Source organism: Halovenus marina (assembly GCF_051414115.1).
Taxonomy (GTDB): domain Archaea; phylum Halobacteriota; class Halobacteria; order Halobacteriales; family Haloarculaceae; genus Halovenus; species Halovenus marina.
In genome coordinates, this window is sequence record NZ_JBLKNZ010000001.1 from 828,132 (window position 1) to 844,710 (window position 16,579).

Annotated in this window: 19 protein-coding genes and 1 tRNA gene; 13 read left to right on the plus strand and 7 right to left on the minus strand. The window is 61.8% G+C overall.

Annotated features, from left to right (window positions below):
* Window positions 1–21: 21 nt before the first annotated feature.
* Entirely contained in the window at window positions 22–1,923 is a 1,902-nt protein-coding gene (locus ACMGFL_RS04185) for a DUF7289 family protein (protein ID WP_436934281.1), read from the plus strand.
* An 86-nt stretch (window positions 1,924–2,009) separates the two neighbouring features.
* Here the strand turns inward: ACMGFL_RS04185 and ACMGFL_RS04190 are convergent, their stop codons facing one another.
* Window positions 2,010–3,218, minus strand: coding sequence for an RNA-guided endonuclease InsQ/TnpB family protein (locus ACMGFL_RS04190; RefSeq protein WP_436934282.1), 1,209 nt, complete (start codon window positions 3,216–3,218; stop codon window positions 2,010–2,012).
* A 347-nt stretch (window positions 3,219–3,565) separates the two neighbouring features.
* On the opposite strand from ACMGFL_RS04190, the gene ACMGFL_RS04195 reads away from it, so the two are divergent.
* The 9 genes from ACMGFL_RS04195 (at window position 3,566) to ACMGFL_RS04235 (ending at window position 10,447) form a co-directional block, all read left to right on the plus strand.
* Window positions 3,566–4,606 carry a tyrosine--tRNA ligase gene (locus ACMGFL_RS04195; protein WP_436934283.1) on the plus strand — a complete coding sequence of 347 codons (1,041 nt, stop codon included), beginning with the start codon at window positions 3,566–3,568 and terminating at the stop codon, window positions 4,604–4,606.
* Window positions 4,607–4,678: 72 nt separating this feature from the next.
* A complete protein-coding gene (locus ACMGFL_RS04200; protein WP_436936415.1) occupies window positions 4,679–5,323 on the plus strand; it encodes a class I SAM-dependent methyltransferase in 645 nt (214 codons plus the stop codon).
* Between the two features lie 145 nt (window positions 5,324–5,468).
* Window positions 5,469–5,539: transfer RNA gene (locus ACMGFL_RS04205), tRNA-Gly, on the plus strand.
* 238 nt (window positions 5,540–5,777) lie between these two features.
* Window positions 5,778–6,188: an NADH-quinone oxidoreductase subunit A gene (locus ACMGFL_RS04210; protein ID WP_436934284.1), complete on the plus strand. Its 411-nt coding sequence runs from the start codon at window positions 5,778–5,780 to the stop codon at window positions 6,186–6,188.
* Window positions 6,185–6,880, plus strand: a complete 696-nt coding sequence (locus tag ACMGFL_RS04215) for an NADH-quinone oxidoreductase subunit B (protein WP_436934285.1) — start codon at window positions 6,185–6,187, stop codon at window positions 6,878–6,880. The genes ACMGFL_RS04210 and ACMGFL_RS04215 overlap by 4 nt, the downstream gene beginning before the upstream one ends.
* Window positions 6,877–8,556 carry an NADH-quinone oxidoreductase subunit D gene (locus tag ACMGFL_RS04220; RefSeq protein ID WP_436934286.1) on the plus strand — a complete coding sequence of 560 codons (1,680 nt, stop codon included), beginning with the start codon at window positions 6,877–6,879 and terminating at the stop codon, window positions 8,554–8,556. The genes ACMGFL_RS04215 and ACMGFL_RS04220 overlap by 4 nt, the downstream gene beginning before the upstream one ends.
* Complete coding sequence (locus tag ACMGFL_RS04225; RefSeq protein ID WP_436934287.1) at window positions 8,553–9,608, plus strand: complex I subunit 1/NuoH family protein; 1,056 nt, start codon at window positions 8,553–8,555, stop codon at window positions 9,606–9,608. Before ACMGFL_RS04220 ends, ACMGFL_RS04225 begins: the two co-directional genes overlap by 4 nt.
* 49 nt (window positions 9,609–9,657) lie before the next feature.
* A complete protein-coding gene (locus ACMGFL_RS04230; protein WP_436934288.1) occupies window positions 9,658–10,119 on the plus strand; it encodes a NuoI/complex I 23 kDa subunit family protein in 462 nt (153 codons plus the stop codon).
* 124 nt (window positions 10,120–10,243) lie between these two features.
* Entirely contained in the window at window positions 10,244–10,447 is a 204-nt protein-coding gene (locus tag ACMGFL_RS04235) for a dodecin (RefSeq protein WP_436934289.1), read from the plus strand.
* Between the two features lie 18 nt (window positions 10,448–10,465).
* Here ACMGFL_RS04235 and ACMGFL_RS04240 read toward each other — a convergent pair whose 3' ends face one another.
* The 3 genes from ACMGFL_RS04240 to ACMGFL_RS04250 form a co-directional block, all read right to left on the minus strand.
* Window positions 10,466–10,834 (minus strand): HesB/IscA family protein, encoded by a 369-nt coding sequence (locus ACMGFL_RS04240; RefSeq protein ID WP_436934290.1) that lies wholly within the window; start codon window positions 10,832–10,834, stop codon window positions 10,466–10,468.
* 84 nt (window positions 10,835–10,918) lie between these two features.
* The gene (locus ACMGFL_RS04245; RefSeq protein ID WP_436934291.1) at window positions 10,919–11,347 is read right to left on the minus strand and encodes a universal stress protein; all 429 of its coding nucleotides are present in this window, start codon (window positions 11,345–11,347) and stop codon (window positions 10,919–10,921) included.
* A 58-nt stretch (window positions 11,348–11,405) separates the two neighbouring features.
* A complete protein-coding gene (locus ACMGFL_RS04250) occupies window positions 11,406–11,825 on the minus strand; it encodes a CBS domain-containing protein (protein ID WP_436934292.1) in 420 nt (139 codons plus the stop codon).
* Window positions 11,826–11,920: 95 nt separating this feature from the next.
* On the opposite strand from ACMGFL_RS04250, the gene ACMGFL_RS04255 reads away from it, so the two are divergent.
* Complete coding sequence (locus tag ACMGFL_RS04255) at window positions 11,921–12,595, plus strand: hypothetical protein (protein WP_436934293.1); 675 nt, start codon at window positions 11,921–11,923, stop codon at window positions 12,593–12,595.
* A 46-nt stretch (window positions 12,596–12,641) separates the two neighbouring features.
* Entirely contained in the window at window positions 12,642–13,058 is a 417-nt protein-coding gene (locus ACMGFL_RS04260; protein WP_436934294.1) for a JAB/MPN domain protein-containing protein, read from the plus strand.
* An 18-nt stretch (window positions 13,059–13,076) separates the two neighbouring features.
* Here the strand turns inward: ACMGFL_RS04260 and ACMGFL_RS04265 are convergent, their stop codons facing one another.
* On the minus strand, window positions 13,077–13,286 hold the full coding sequence (locus ACMGFL_RS04265; RefSeq protein WP_436934295.1) for a ribbon-helix-helix domain-containing protein: 210 nt from the start codon (window positions 13,284–13,286) through the stop codon (window positions 13,077–13,079).
* Between the two features lie 93 nt (window positions 13,287–13,379).
* The gene (locus ACMGFL_RS04270; protein WP_436934296.1) at window positions 13,380–14,555 is read right to left on the minus strand and encodes a M24 family metallopeptidase; all 1,176 of its coding nucleotides are present in this window, start codon (window positions 14,553–14,555) and stop codon (window positions 13,380–13,382) included.
* Window positions 14,556–14,665: 110 nt separating this feature from the next.
* Between ACMGFL_RS04270 and aroA the strand changes: the two genes are divergently transcribed.
* On the plus strand, window positions 14,666–15,949 hold the full coding sequence (gene aroA / locus ACMGFL_RS04275; protein WP_436934297.1) for a 3-phosphoshikimate 1-carboxyvinyltransferase: 1,284 nt from the start codon (window positions 14,666–14,668) through the stop codon (window positions 15,947–15,949).
* Between the two features lie 12 nt (window positions 15,950–15,961).
* Here aroA and ACMGFL_RS04280 read toward each other — a convergent pair whose 3' ends face one another.
* Window positions 15,962–16,453: a DUF7978 family protein gene (locus ACMGFL_RS04280; protein WP_436934298.1), complete on the minus strand. Its 492-nt coding sequence runs from the start codon at window positions 16,451–16,453 to the stop codon at window positions 15,962–15,964.
* Window positions 16,454–16,579 lie beyond the last annotated feature (126 nt).

The window sequence follows — 16,579 nt, forward strand, 5'->3', positions numbered from 1 at the left end:
AGATCGATTCCTTTGGATCGAATGGTGGGGGCGATTCAGCGGGGCGACAAGAGAGGGGTATCCGAGATACTCGGAACGACGTTCGTGATTTCGCTGTCGCTTCTGAGTGCGCTCGCGGTCATCGCGCTCGGGACGGTCACGATCCAGGGGGTGACCGACCACTCGACGGACAGTGTCGGCCAGCAGTCGATCGAGGAGATGCAACAGCGGCTGTCCGGTCTGTCGGAGCACTCCTTCGAGTCGTCGACGACGTTCGAGTTTCCCGGTCGCACCGGCGATGACGTTCAGATGGACCCCGACGAAGGCGTCGTCAGAGTCGAAGTCGAGAACGCCGCAGGTGATACAGCCCAGACGCAGTTCGATCTGGGCACGATAACACACGAGACAAGCGACGGGCGAACGCTGATCTTCCAGGGTGGAGCACTTTTCGTGCAGTCCGCTCCGGGGTCTGCTCGGCTGATTTCGGAGCCGTCGTTTGACTTTGCCGATGGCCAACTCGACCTCTCGCTGATGCAGATAGACAGTACTGATCAACTTAGAGAGCGCGAGCAGATAACGGCCGAGCGACTGGCCGCGGAGTCACGGGAACTCAGCGAGGATATCCGCACAGATCTCGCCTCCGTCTGGGAAATCACGAGCGACGGCACACAGTACGGTGTCGAACCAGTCGATATCACGGTGACATTCGAGACCGAGTACTACCGGGGCTGGAAGGCGTACGCGAGCAACTACATGACTGATTCACCGACCACAACCAGTGTCGACCAGAATCAAAATACGTTCACGATGAAGTTCGATAACGTGGGGAAGAACTCGAATTTGATCACGGAGATCAACAACTTCAACAGCGTCGTGTACTCGGGTCACGCCCAGTACGCCAAACTACACAACGACATCGACGACGAAGGCGACCAGAAACTCAGGATCGACCGCGGCGACACTGTTGCTGTGTACGACAATCCAAGTGGCCCGGGTGTCGAGGGGCCATGGGCGATTCACGAGAGCGGCAACAACTGGAAGTACTATCCCGCGCCCGGTGGTGGCAATATCAAGTCCTCACAGTTGTCCGATTTCGATTACAACAACAACGATATCGGGACGTACGCGGACGACTTGCCCATCTGTGTCGTCAACGGCGACACCGGTGATATGGAGGACGCAATCGACGATGGGGACTGCGTCGAGCAGATGCTCGGCGTGTCCGATCCCGGATCGCTCGACCCGACCAGCGACTTCGTGATCTCCAACGTGAACGTGGATACGTCGACAAAGACGGTGACAGCCGATATCACGAACGAGGGGTATATCGACGACGAGCAGTACGTGACTCTGGTGGATGTCAACTCCGGTGCCGTCGTCGATTACAGCAACAGCGCCGCAGGACAGCCCCTCCAACTCGATGTCGGTGACACAAAACAGGTCAGTCTCTCGTGGAACGATGGAGCCGCACCGCCGAACTCTGAACTTACCGGCTTGGGCACGATCCGGATCGAGACCGAAACCGACGCAGTCACAAGCACCAAGCCGAGTAGGACACACTCCCTCAACAGTGACTTTGCGCTAGATATCGATTTCCCGTCATCGGTTCCAGAGTACGGAGAGAGTGTCTCCGTGGATATCGACCTGGAAAACCAGGGCAGCGATCAGGATACCCAGACCGTCGCTCTCAAACTCGACGGGTCGACAGTCGATCTGAAAACGGTGACGCTGTCCGGGACTGCTGGCCCGAACCCGACGAGGTCGATAACGCTCGACGCCGAACTGCGTGGCGTCTCACGAACGGCCGAACTCACCGTCTCGACCGACGACGACACGGAATCACAGGCGATTCTGGTCGATCCCGAACCGCTCCCCGACCCCGAGATGCGGCTGTACCAGAACCCAATTTCCGTGTCGGTCGACACGGTGCAGATACACGACTGACTGGGTAAACTACCCTCCCCTACTTCGCTCGGGGGCAATAGCCCCGCTCGCTCGTTGAGGGGAGGGCTTTCGCGTGGACTCCCGTTCTACGCCGCATCAGCGGCGGGAAGGTCGTACTCTCCACTCACGTTCAGCGTCCCGCGATTCAAGCGCACGTCTACGGGTGCGCCTCCGTCGTCTGCGTTTTGCCGACGCCGGAGATACTGCAGGCCGATGTTCTTCGCCGCGTTGTAGTCAGCATGGTTCTGGTAGCCACAATCCAGACACTCGAAGTCCTCACCATGGCGGTTGTCGTCGTGGGTAAACCCACACGTCGAACACCGCTTCGAGGTGTTCCGGGGGTCTACGTGGACGGCTTCGACGCCCTGTTCCCTGGCTTTGTAGGCGACGTACTCGGAGAGGCGACGGAACGCCCACAGATGGTGCCACGACGCCTGTGGCACGTTCTCACGAATGTCCGTCAGATCCTCGAACACGATATGCGAACAGTCGTGTTCGACGGCTTCGGCGACGATTTCGTTGGCGATCCGATGCAGGAACATCTCGAAGCGCCCGTCCTCTTTGCGCTCGACGCCTGCTATCGCGTCGTGTGCCGCTCGCGTTCCGCACTGTTGGAGATCGCCACGCCGCTTCTCGTACTCTCGCTTCCAGTGGGTGAACTCGTCTGCCGACCAGAACCGCCCGGTCGACGCGACCGCGAGTTGGTTCACACCGAGGTCCACACCGAGGACTGTTCTGTGCTCGGTCGTGGTGTCGGTGTCGTCGTCCTCTTTGAGCATCGACGCATGGAGATACCAGTTGCCGTCGCGCCGATGGAGTGTTGCACGCCGAAACTCGTAGTCCTCATTGGCGACGTACTTCGTCGGCGGTGTGTCGGCGTCGTCGGGCAGAACGTAGTCACACTCGATTCGTCCGTCCGGTGTTGACAGCGAAACGCGGTCACGATGGAACGTGGCGCTTCGCTTGTCGTAGACGGCGGTATCCGCCGTGAACGTCGGACGGGATGTCCCTTGGTCGTTTGTGAGCCGCTCGACGCCGCTTTTGATGGCTTCGACAGCTTGGCGAATCCCTTTCTGGACGAGATTCGCGGTCAACTCCGTGTCCTCGCGGAGCTGGTCGTACAGCGCAGCTTCGGCCTTCGCCTTGGATGTGACGTGGTAGCCGTCCTCGCCGTGCCAGCACCATTCGCTCGCGGTGTTGGCACAGTATTTGAATTGCTCGACGGTCTCCCGCAGGTGTGCATCTGCGGCATCGGGTGTGTCGAGCTTGATAATGGCGGTTCGACGGTATTCCACGATATTTTCACATATCCGGTTATAGTTACTTACTGATTGGGGGTTAGCAGGCACCAGTCTGGCAGCTGATTAGTACCGGGTCGGTTTCTGCTCACGGGTCGTAGGCTCGTTCGCACGGCCCGCGGAACTTCGTTCCGCGCTGTCCTCCCCACCCTACTCGCTTGTGCTTCCGCCGGGACCGGAAGCCCGGCGTCGTCCGAAAATCTCTGATTTTCGGGATCACGAGAATCTTTGATTCTCGAACGACTCCTTGAGGGTGGGGCCTCCACCTCGAATTAGGTGAACCGCTGATTCGTCTGACCGACCGGAAGTGAAGGATTTATTCGGGTGTGTGCGGGACTCAAGGTATGGATATCTCGGAGCGGACACGTCTTGCGAGCAGATACACTGAGGAGGTCGTGACGGAGGAGGAACTCGGGGAGTGCCTCGCCGAGGAGTCGCCGACGGCGTACATCGGCTACGCACCGACCGGCGAGATGCACATCGGTCACTTCACGACGATGCGAAAGCTCGCTGACTTTCTTGCGGCGGATATCGACGTGACGGTGCTGATCGCGGATCTTCACGCGCATCTCGACGACGAGAAAAGCCCGGTGGAGTTGCTCGATGCCCGCTCGGCCTACTACGAGACCGCAATCGAGGGGATGATCGAGGCCGCTGGCGCTGACCCCGAGGAGATCACATTCGTTCGCGGCCGGGAGTTCCAACTCGATTCGGAGTACACCTTCGAGCTCTACCGGATGGCCGCCGAGACGACGCTCTCGCGGGCCCAGCGCGCGGCAAGCGAGGTCGTCAGGGAAAGCGAGAGCCCGAAATTGGGCGGGTTGCTCTACCCACTCATGCAGGCGCTCGACGTGCGCGCGCTCGAAGCCGACATCGCCTACGGCGGGATCGACCAGCGCGGGATCTACATGCTCGCCAGAGAGATTCTCGAAGACCACGACTGGCACGCGCCGGTCTGTGTCTTTGCGCCGCTTCTGTCGGGGCTTTCCGGCGGGAAGATGAGCGCATCCGAAGCTGGCTCGAAGGTCAATCTCACGGACTCGCCCGCGGAAATCGAGACCAAACTAGAGGGTGCGTACTGTCCGATGGGCGAACGCGAGGACAACGGCGTGCTGGAGTATCTCGAATACCTCGTCTTTCCGATCCTCGACGAACGCGGTGAGGACTTCGTCGTCGAACGACCCGAGGAGTACGGCGGCGACCTGACTTACGAGACCTACGACGAACTGGAGGCGGACTTCCTCGACGAGGAACTGCACCCGGCCGACCTGAAGCCCGCTGCCGCCGCCGCCATCTCGGCTGTCATCGACCCCGTCCGGGAGCGATTGCACGACAATCCCGAGTTACTCGCCGCGGCCTATCCCGACTCCTACGGTGACGACTGAGTGACTGACGAGCGCGCTGACTCTCCGGACGCGTCGCCCGAGACGCTCGCGGACGCTCGCTCCCGCAACCGGATGCGGGCGGTGTACGACCGCATCGCCACGCACTTCTCGAAGACTCGGCAGAATCCGTGGCCCGAAGTCGAGTCCTTCCTCGACGACGCTCGCTCTCCCGATTCGGACAACGCCCCGGTCGGCCTCGACGTTGGCTGTGGAAACGGCCGACACACCGATGTCCTCTCGCGGCAGTGTGAACGGACGCTCGGGGTGGACGTGAGTCACGAACTGCTGGAGACTGCCCGCGAGCGCCAGCGCGAGGACGGCTGGCACGCAGGCCTCATTCAGGGCGAGGCCGGTTCCCTTCCCGTGAAAACGGATGCCGTCGATATCGCGCTCTACGTCGCCACGTTGCATCACTTGCCGGACCGTGAATCACGCATCGGGAGCCTTGACGAACTCGCTCGCGTGCTCACATCGGACGGGCGGGCGCTGGTGAGCGCGTGGAGTACGACGCACGACCGCTTCGGGCACTCGGAGAGCTTCGATACGACCGTCGACTGGACGCTGCCGGGCGGTGAGACGGTGCCGCGGTTCTACCACATCTACGCGCCGGACGACTTCGAGCGCGATATCGCGGCGAGTGCGCTCACGATAGAGCGGTCGTATCAGTCGAGCGGGAACTGTTATGCGGAGGTCAGCCCCGAAAGGGAAACGCCTTAATTACCCCTGCTGTTAGTGGAGGGTACGCGCGCCGGTGGTGAGCAGTTCCGACGGAACTGCGAGCCTCGGTGTGGATGCGAGTGTGCGCCGGTGGTGAGACGAACGCAGTTCGTCGAACTTCGGCGTGAACGAACGCAGTGAGTGAGCGCCGGTGGTCTAGTGGTAGGACCTGAGCCTTCCAAGCTCATGGCCCGGGTTCAAATCCCGGCCGGCGCACTACCACTTTTTACTTCGTCGGGTTTCCTCGCGAGCCTGCGGCTCGCTGCGGGAACCACTCCTCGCAAAAACTTGGGGAAAAACGGGCTCGGCGCTCACGTCGTTCGCGCCGAGTGAACCGCGCCTGCGGCGCGGATGCCCACTGCTGCCACCGCAGAATTGCGAAAGCGCAGCGCGAGCACCCGCCGCAACAATCAATCCTTATGTACCACCGAATCTAACCGTCCAGACGAGCCAAATGAGCGAATGGATCGCCGTCGGGGCGCTTGCCACTGTCGCGATACTCATCCCGCTGAGCATGATGTTCGTATCGTGGCTGATCCGGCCGAGCGTGCCCGAGCAAGGGAAACGTGCCACGTACGAGAGTGGTGAGATCCCGACGGGAAGCAGTCGCAACATCAAGTTCAACATCCAGTATTACATGGTTGCGCTGCTTTTCGTCGTGTTCGACGTAGAGACAGTGCTCATCCTGCCGTGGACTGTCATCTACCGCGATGCCGTCTCCGAAGTCGGACTCTTCGAGGCGCTCGCGCCCATGCTGGCATTCATTCTCATCCTGATCGTCGGGCTGGGATGGGCGTGGCGCAACGGGGCAGTCGAGTGGGTGCGGAGTCCACGGGCGACAGCAAACCGAGTTGACCGATCATGAGCAACGACCAGTTACACGACACGCTCGAACAGGCACAGTCGACACAGGAGGCACGAATGGGGGAGGGCGTCGACGAGCGCCTCAACTCGAAGCTCCGGGAGGCGTTCGGGAACACGCCCTTCATTCTCACCAAGTTCGACAAGTTCATGAACTGGGTTCGCGGGAACTCGATGTTTATGCTCCTGTTTGGGATCGCCTGTTGCAGCATCGAGATGATGCACACCTACGCGACGAAACACGACCTCGACCGCTTCGGGGCGGGCGTCCCTCGCGCCTCGCCGCGCCAGGCCGACGTCATCATCGTCCCCGGAACAATCGTCTCGAAGTTCGGGCCGCGGATGAAGCGCGTCTACGACCAGATGCCCGAACCCAAGTTCGTCGTCTCGATGGGGTCGTGTACGATCTCCGGCGGGCCGTTCCAGGAGGGGTACAACGTGATCAAGGGCGTCGAGCAGATCATACCCGTCGATATCCACGTTCCGGGCTGTCCACCACGGCCGGAGGCGCTAGTCTACGGCGTCTTGAAGCTTCAAGAGCAGATCCGTCACGGCGAGAGCGCACCGGTGACGGTCAAGCCCTACGAACTGCAAGAGTTCGGTGACCTGGAGGGTGACGAACTGGTACAGAAACTCGCAAGCGAAATCGACGAGGACGACCTCGTAATGCGGTACAACTGGGCCGAGTCAGCATGAGCCTCGAACAACCCACACCGGATCTCGACGTCGGCGAACAACCGGACGGCACCGTCGACTACGACGAACTGGCGGACCTGCTGGGCGAGTCCGTACTCGACCGGGAACAGCATATCAACGCCGAAGGATTCGTCATCCGGCCAGACGAAGTCGAAAGCGTTCTCCAGACGCTGAAAGAGCAGGCCGGATTCGACCACTGCTCCTGTGTGACCGGCCAGGAGTACCAGGACCGCTACGAGTCGATCTATCATCTCCGGAAGTACGCTGACCCGACGCAGGAACTCTCGATTGTCGTCCCGACGCCGCGGGACGATCCACGGAGTCAGTCCGGGTCGGGCGTGTTCGACACCGCGGAGTGGCACGAGCGAGAGGCATACGACCTGGTTGGCATCGAGTACGAGGACCATCCGGACCTGCGCCGCATCCTCTTGCCGGAGACGTGGCAGGGCCATCCGCTCTCGCTGGATTACAACCAGGACAAGCCACAGATCGTCTCGCTGCGCGAACACGCGAACCCGGTCGAGAAGCGAACGGACGTGCCCGACAAGCCCGACACGATGTTCGTCAACATCGGGCCACACCACCCCGCGACACACGGCGTCTTGCATCTCAAGACGACACTCGATGGTGAGCAAGTCGCTGACGTCGAACCCGACATGGGCTATCTACACCGCTGTGAGGAACAGATGTGCCAGCAGTCGACCTACCGGCACCAGATTATGCCCTACCCCGACCGGTGGGATTACATCTCTGCTGGCATCCTTAACGAGTGGGCCTATGCGCGGGCGGCCGAGACACTTGCAGATATCGAGGTGCCCGACTACGCACAGGTTATCCGGACGATGTCTGCGGAGATGTGTCGGATCGCGGCACACCTGCTCGCGATTTCGACGTTCGCGCTCGACATCTACGGGGACTTCACCGCCATCTTCATGTACGGGATCACCGACCGCGAGAAGCTCCAGAATCTGCTGGAGGACCTGACCGGTCAGCGGTTGATGTTCAACTACCTCCGACTCGGCGGTGTGGCCTGGGACCTGCCCGAACCCCGCGAGAAGTACTTCGAGAAGGTTCGTACGTTCACCGACGAGTTCCCGAGCAAGCTGGAGGAGTATCACAACCTCCTGACATCGAACGAACTCTTCCAGTCGCGGGTGATCGACACCGGAATCCTGCCCTACGAGAAGGCCAAAAGCTACGGGACCACGGGGCCGGTCGCTCGTGGGTCGGGCGTGGATTACGACCTGCGCCGGGACGACCCGTACGGCTACTACGAGGAACTCGACTGGGACGTCATCACCGACGACGGCGGGGACAACTTCTCGCGTGCGCTCGTCCGCCTCAAGGAGATGGAACAGTCGACGCGAATCATCGAGCAGTGTGTCGACCTGCTCGAAGAGTGGCCCGAGGACGACCGCGAGATTCAGGCGAACGTCCCGCGGACGCTCAAGCCGGACCCCGATACGGAGGTGTACAAGGCCGTCGAGGCGGCGAAGGGCGAACTCGGCATCTACATCCGCGCTGATGGGACGGACAAACCAGCCCGATTCAAGATCCGAAGTCCGTGCTTCTGTAACCTCCAGTCGCTGCCAGTGCTCTCGGAAGGCGAGTACGTCCCCGACATGGTCGCAGCGCTTGGCAGTCTCGACGTCGTCCTCGGGGAGGTAGACCGATGACGCTCCCGGAGACCATCAGCGACGCGCTCGGCCTCGAAGGCGTCATCCTCGGGCAGTTCATCGCGGCGTTTCTCGGGGCGGCCATCGTTGGCACCATCATCCTCGGCAACGCCGCACTCGCTGGGCCGTGGGCGAAACGGAAGATCACGGCGGCCTTCACTGACCGCATCTCGGTGAACAAACTCGGGCCGCTCGGCCTCGGACACATCCTTCCGGACGCCGTGCGCCTGATCTCGAAGGAACTCATCGTCCCCGAAGGGGCAGACAGACCGGCCTACGATCTCGCCCCGCTCGTCATCGCCTCCTCGGCGCTGCTTGGATTCGCGGTCATCCCGATGGGGAGTCTCGGCCCCGTCGACTTTCAGCTTGCAGACCCCGAAGTCGGGCTGGCCTTTGCCTTCGCTGTCGCGTCGATTGCCTCGATCGGCCTCGTCATGGCTGGCTACGCCTCGAACAACAAGTACTCGTATCTCGGTGGACTCCGAGCTGTGGCGCAGAATCTCGCTTACGAGATTCCGCTCATTCTGACTGGCATCTCGGTCGTCATCTTCTCTGAATCGCTTCGGATGTCTACGATCGTCGAGGTGCAACAGGAGACCTTGGTCGCAATCGGCCCACTTTCGATCCCTGCCTGGTTTGCCATCATCAACCCCTTCGCATTCGGGCTCTTTCTGGTCGCGAATCTGGCGGAAGTGGGTCGCAACCCATTCGACATCCCCGAAGCGCCGACCGAGATCGTCGCCGGGTTCCAGACCGAGTACTCGTCGGTGTATTTCGTCTTGATCTATCTCGGGGAGTTCATCCATATCTTCCTCGGTGGAGCGATCATCGCGACCATCTTCCTCGGCGGACCTGCCGGGCCCGTGTTGCCGGGGCTGGTCTGGTTTCTGATCAAGATCTGGGCCGTCTTCCTGCTCACTCAGTGGGCGCGCTCGGCGCTGCCCCGGGTTCGGATCGACCAGCTCATCGAAATCGGCTGGAAGGGGATGCTGGTACTCGCGTTTGCGAACCTGCTTTTGACCGCGACAATCGTCGGGGTGTTCGGCATATGACTGGCGTGACCGACGCGCTTCGGGCGACATCCACAGGAGGTGACCACAGATGATCGGACTACTCAAGGGCATGGCAACGACGATGAAACACGCGCTCGACGGTGAGACGTTCACCGTCAGATATCCAAACGAGGAACCGGAGGTTTCACCACGATTCCGCGGCGTCCACAAGTTCAGCCAGGAGCGCTGTATCTGGTGTCGCCAGTGTGAGAACGTCTGTCCGAACGACACCATCCAGATCGTGATGGACGACCAGCGCAACGGCGAACAGTACAACCTCCACATCGGCCAGTGCATCTACTGTCGGCTCTGTGAGGAGGTCTGTCCCGTCGACGCAATCCTCCTGACCCAGAACTTCGAGTTCGTCGGCGAGACCAGAGACGAACTGGCCTACAGCAAGGAGGAACTCAAAAACGTCCCGTGGTACAACGACATCGACCCGCTGGAGGCGCGCGAACCCGACCGAAGCGCCTGGGTCGGTGAAGGAGAGGGCGAAGTCGACTACCAGTAACGTCGCGGCTGGTTTTGACCTGTTGTCTCTCGAAGCGCTCTATACCGACCCAATCTATAAGCACTCTCTGTGAATAGCTAGCACTTGGCGCGCGGAGAGACTCTCGCGCTCCAGGAGTCAGACGATGGTATTCAAGAAAGTCACGCTCATCGGCACGAGTACAGAGCGATTCGAGGACGCAGTCGACGACGCGGTCGACCGCGCGGAGATGACACTGGACAACGTTCAGTGGGTCGAAGTCAAGGAGATGGGCGTCGAGATTGCAAGCGCCGAGGGCCGGGAGTATCAGGCAGAAGTCGAGGTCGCCTTCGAACTCGAGGAGCCGTAGTCTCGGGCGCGATTCGGATCAGGTGCGGAAGCTTTCGCCACAGCCACACTCGCTGACGACGTTCGGGTTCTCGACGTGGAAGCCAGCGCCCTGCAGACCGCCCTCGTAGTCCAGCACCGACCCCTCGACGTAGTTTTTGCTCGCCGGGTCGATGAACACCCGCAGTCCGTGATGTTCGTAGACGCCGTCGTCTTCCTCCGGTTCGTGCTCGAAGCGCATCCCATAGGAGAGGCCAGCACACCCGCCCTGCTGGACGTACAGGCGAAGGCCCGCTGTGTCGATGTCCATCTCCTTCTCCCGCAGGAGATCGAGTGCCTGCTCCGCTGCGGATTCGGTCACCGCCAGGTCTCGCTCGCCCGGGTCTGGGGACTCCTCGGTCGTGCTCATACTGTTCCGATAGTACGCCCGTCCTGTTAACCCTGACGGGCCACCCGCAGGCTGTCACGAGACTCTCAGTTCGATTCGAGTAATTCAGCGCGGGACGTTTATCGTCAGCACCGGAACCGACGAGCGCGCGACCACCTTCTGTGAGGTGCTGCCGAGCATGTTCTTCTCGTACTCGTCGGCCTGGGTTCCCATCGTGACGATGTCGATGTCCGCCTCGTCGATATACGAGAGGATGACCTCTGCGGGCGTCCCTCGACGGATCGCCGTCGAGACATCGATTCCCGCAGACTGGAGTCGGTCGGCGACGGTCTCGGTCGCCCGCTCGCCTTCCGTGTGCAGGTCCTCGACGACGTCGGATTTCATCTCCTCGTCGAGCGTGAGAAAGGACCGGTCGTCGATCACGTACAGCGCGTGGACGGTCGCGTCGTGTCTGGTCGCGAGGTCGGCCGTGTGGTCGAGCACTGTCCCGATACCCGCACTCCCGTCGGTCGGAACAAGAATGTCGTCGTACATCGTATCCAAGGGTTTCAGCGTACCCGTATACACCAGTTTCGATACGCTGGTTGGCTCACTAGTCGGTCCACTCGTCCTTTCGCTCGATCTCCTTGCGCGCAGTGCGAACGCGCTCGGGTTGGTGCCGTGCAATATCGGTCATCGTGACGATGCCGACCAGACCCATCTCCGAAAGCACAGGCAGTTTCTTGACGTTGTGTGACTGCATCGTGCGAAGCGCCTTGGTGACTGTCGTTTCGGATGTCGTCGTAACCAGGTCGTCGCTCATCCCCGCTCGAACGGTGAGTTTCGACAGCGCGGTCTCCTCGTGATAGGTCGCACGGAGGATGTCCGAACGAGTGATGATACCGACCGGCCCGTGCTCGACTACGACGGCGCTTCCGACCCGGTCGTTCAGCATCGCCCCGATGGCCTGCTGAAGCGTTGCGTCGGGCGGAACCGTCACGACCGGTGTGGACATCACTTCCTGAACGCGCATACGTTCGATTACCCTCCGTGGTGGCGTAACTGTAGGGGTCACCGACCAAACAGCGTTGATTGAGGGTTTTTGCTCGTGGGGCCGTTAACTGGACTATGCAGGAAACAGCGGAGACAGAAGCTATCGAGGTGATCGACCGGTTCGAGTCCGGTGTGGGCTGGATCGCCCATCCCGAGGAGACGATGCAGCGAGCGAGTCACGCGCTCGCGACCGATGCTGGCGTCTATCTCGTCGACCCCGTCGACGGCGAGGGGGTCGACGAACTCGTCGCAGAGTACGGCGACGTCTGTGGCGTCGTCGTCCTGCTGGATCGACACAAACGAGACGCCGCAGCGGTCGCCGCTCGTCACGACGTTCCGGTGTATATTCCAGCGTTTTTCGACGACGTCGACCCCGAAATCGACGCACCCGTCGAACGGTTCGAGCACGAACTCGGTGAGACGGGCTACGTCGTGCACGAACTGGTCGACAACCGATTCTGGCAGGAGGCGATTCTCCACCACGACGCGACCGGCGTACTCGTGGTTCCGGAGGCGGTCGGCACAGCCGAGTACTATCTGACTGCTGGCGAGCGGCTGGGCGTCCATCCCGCCTTGCGTCTGCGGCCGCCGCGAACGCTCGCACGCTTCGACCCCGAGCGGATCCTCGTCGGCCACGGCCCCGGCGTTCACGAGGACGCGACGGCCGTGCTCGACGACGCACTCGATGGCGCACGCAGGCGAATGCCGCGGCTGTATCTCAAAACGGCGCGCGATATGCTGCCGCTGTGACCGGGAGCGAACCGATCTTAAGTGTGGTGCGGCCGTATTTGCGAGTGTGATCTACATCACTCGCGGGCTGGTCGAGACGCTGCTGCGGTTGGGATCGGACGCGGACCCCGACTCGACGACTGTGCCACTTGCAGTGACGCGGGCGGAGACGCTGCCCGACACCGGTCTCGACCCCGACCAGCGCGTGTTCACGCACTTCTATTTCCCGAACGAGGACGGCGCGGTCAACGCCGTCTTCGGCGTCGATCTCGGCACGCCCGCGGGACAGACGCCGGGCATTTTCGTCTCGCATCCGCAGGGCGACCTCCGCGTGACGAAGCGTGACGAACTTCGGGAGTTCGTCTTCGTCGCCGTCCCGCCGTGGGACGAGGACTCCTTCGAGGCGTTCGACCGCGGCGGCACGGCTCGTGCGTACACGATCCTCGATGTGGACCCGCCCGAAGAAGCAATTCGGCCCGAGTAACTCTGCGTCTCGCGTCGGTCACTCGAGATAGCCGAGTTCGCTGAGTTGGTCCGCGATCTCCTCGAACTCCGATTCGGTCAGTTCGCCGCGCTGCTGGTGCTGGATGACGATACTTCTGAGCAGAAATCGAACCAGGTCGCTCGTGCTCTGAAAGCTCGTCCCCTCGATAGTCTCCTCGACGCGGTCTGCGAGTTCCTTCGGGATCGAAACCGTAGTGTAGTCGGTCATGCTCTGAGAGTGGGCAGGCCTGCGGTTATGCGTTGTGTCTTTTCTCCCCACCTGACCCGTACTCGCACTTCTGACTGCGACGCTCGCCTGCGATCAGACCGTCAGCTCCTTCTCGTACTCGGTGAGGTTCTCGAAGCCGTCCTCGGTGATGACGACAAGATCCTCGATCCGGACGCCGCCGACGTCGGGGTCGTAGACGCCGGGTTCGACGGTGACGACGTGGCCGGGTTCGAGGGGGTCGTCGTTGGTGGCGACCGACGGCTGTTCGTGGATGGCGAGGCCGAGGCCGTGTCCCGTGCTGTGGATGAACCCGGTCTCGGTCGTCTCGTCGCTGCGCAGCGTCGGTACGCCCGCGTTCTCGTAGACGTCACAGACAGCGCCGTGAACCTCGCTCGCGTAGACGCCGGGTTCGATGGCGTCGAGCGCCGCTTCCTGTGCCCTGAGCGTCAGCGCGTACCACTCCTGAATCTGGTCTGACGGGTCGCCGTGACAGAACGTTCTGGTCATGTCCGCGAAGTAGCGGTTCGTCTTGTGCTTTGGGAAGATGTCGACGACGATAGCCTCGTTTGCGAGCAGCGGGCCGCTCCCCCGGTCGTGTGGGTCTGCGGCGTCTGCGCCACAGGCGACGATGGTGTCGTCGAGCGAACAGCCCCGTTTCAGCAGCGTCAGCTCGATTTCGGATTTGACGCGCTCGCTGGTCAGCACTTCCCCGTCCTCGTGGAGTCGCCCCTCGCCGTCGACGCTCGCCTCCGCGATGAGTTCCTCCGCCCGCGCCATCGCCGCCTCGTTCGCTCGCTGTGCCGTGCGGATGTGGTCGATCTCCTCGCCAGTTTTGGTTGCGCGGACGCCCTCGACCGCGCTGTCGTCGTCGGCCCGAACCGTCACGCCCTGCTCGCGGAGCCCATCCGCGACCCGAAGTGGGAAGCGCGGCGGTGTCGCGACTGACTCGACGCCGTGTTCGTCGAGAAACGCCGCGAGAACGCGGTCACCGGCCTCCTCTGAACCGTGTTCGTCGATCTTTTCCGCGAGTCCGAACGCCGACCCACGGCTGATCGTCGACGCGCGTGCTTCACGCGTCGCGCGGCCGTACTCCAGACTGCGCAAAAAGAGGAGATGCACGTCGCCGTCGTACAGCGTCACGAACGGGTCCGGCGCGTCGAACCCTGAGAGGTAGTACTGGTCAGGGACGTCGGAGGCGGCGTGGACGAGATAGCCGTCCACACCCGTCTCGCGCAGGTGGTCCGAGAGAGGGGAGAGGTCTGGATCCATACGCGTCAGTTGCCCGCCGCGCACTTATACTGTCTGCTGTTCGATCTAGTTCGGACCCGTCCGCTCTGCCATTCGACACGCTCATGTCTCAGGACGCCGACTCGACCAGCATGGACATCGAGATTACGCGCTCGTCAGTTCGGGGGGAGACGCAGGCTCCACCGTCGAAAAGCTACACGCACCGGGCGATTCTCGCTGCCGGATACGGCGAGGGGACGCGCATCGAGCGGCCGCTCGTCAGCGCCGACACGAGGGCGACGATGCGCGCAGTCGAGGCGTTCGGAGGAACCGTCACCGAGGAGGACGACGCACTCCACGTCGATGGCTTTGCCGGTGTTCCCGCAGTTCCTGACGACGTCATCGACTGTGCGAACAGCGGGACGACGATGCGACTCACGACGGCGGCGGCCTCGCTCGTCGATGGACTGGTGGTCCTGACCGGCGACGAATCACTTCGCTCGCGTCCGCAGGGGCCGCTCCTGCGTGCCATCGAACAGCTCGGCGGCCGCGCTGAGAGCACCCGCGAGAACGGACAGGCTCCGCTCGTCGTTGGCGGCCCGATCATCGGTGGCACCGCCGCAATCCCGGGCGATGTCTCCTCGCAGTTCATCACCGCGTTGCTCATGGCGGGCGCAGTCACGGATTCCGGCGTCGACATCTCCCTGCAGACCGAACTCAAGTCAGCACCCTATGTGGACATCACCATCGAAGTGCTCGAAGCCTTCGGCGTCTCGGCACGCAACACCGGGCGGGGCTTTTCGGCCGCCGGTCGACAGACCTACGACGCCGATTCCTACACCGTCCCCGGCGATTTCTCGTCGATGTCCTACCTGCTTGCGGCCGGTGCCATCGCTGGTGACGACAGCGTCACCGTCACGGGCGCGTATCCGAGTGCACAGGGCGACCAGGCAATCGTCGACATTCTCGAACGGATGGGCGCGAGCGTCGACTGGAACCGCGAGCGTGGCCACATCACCGTCAGCCAGTCAGACCTGACCGGGATCGAGGTGAGCGTCGCGGACACGCCGGACCTGCTGCCGACGATTGCGGTACTCGGCGCAGTTGCCGAGGGGACGACGACGATCACAGACTGCGAACACGTCCGCTACAAGGAAACCGACCGCGTGCGAGCAATGGCCGAGTCGCTGACCGAGATGGGCGCGGCCATCGAGGAGGAGGTGGCGACACTCACCGTCCACGGCGGCGAGAGCAGTCTCGGCGGTGCGACGCTCGATGGTCGCCACGACCACCGGATCATCATGGCGCTGTCGCTTGCCGGACTGGTCGCGGAGGGGACGACCACCATCCGCGGTGCAGAGCACGTCGACGTGTCGTTCCCGTCATTTTTCGACGTCCTCGAAGAACTGGGCGCAGCGGTCGCAGAAACAGCGTAAGGTACGACGCGGCTACCGAGTGTTCTCTGCGATGATGCCGCCGATACCGCCGAAGACGACAGGATAGACGATACCCGTGACGACGAGCCAGATCAACAGATCCACCAAATCGGGGTTGTATGGTTGGATAAACAGATACACGACCGCGAGTATGGTGACGAGGAAATATCCGATCGTGATGGACACACCCTGTCTGAACGCGTCACCGGATCCGATATTCACACCTGAAGCGACTGCGAACCCGACGAACAGCAGAATGATGGCGGTAACCACGGTCCACAGGAGCACTCCTGCCGATACCTCTCCGCCGGTGAGAAGATTGAGTTCGTGAATGTTGAACTGCGCAAAGATATACCGTTTACCCCCTCTCACGTCCTGATAGAATTTCATCTCGTCGGGAGCTCCCAGCGTGACTGCAAGAATGGCTGTGACCAAACTGAGCAGGTACGCTCCGGCCCCGAACAGTGCGCCCTGCCGTATGTTGCTATTCGACTGTCCCGACATGACCTGATAATGGTCTACAGGACATTTTAAACCTTTGTAATCTTACCATTCTCCACACGTTCTGCAGATTGCACACTCAGGCATTCAGCGTGTTTTCTGCTCGTTCCGATGTGGTTCGAACGGCCG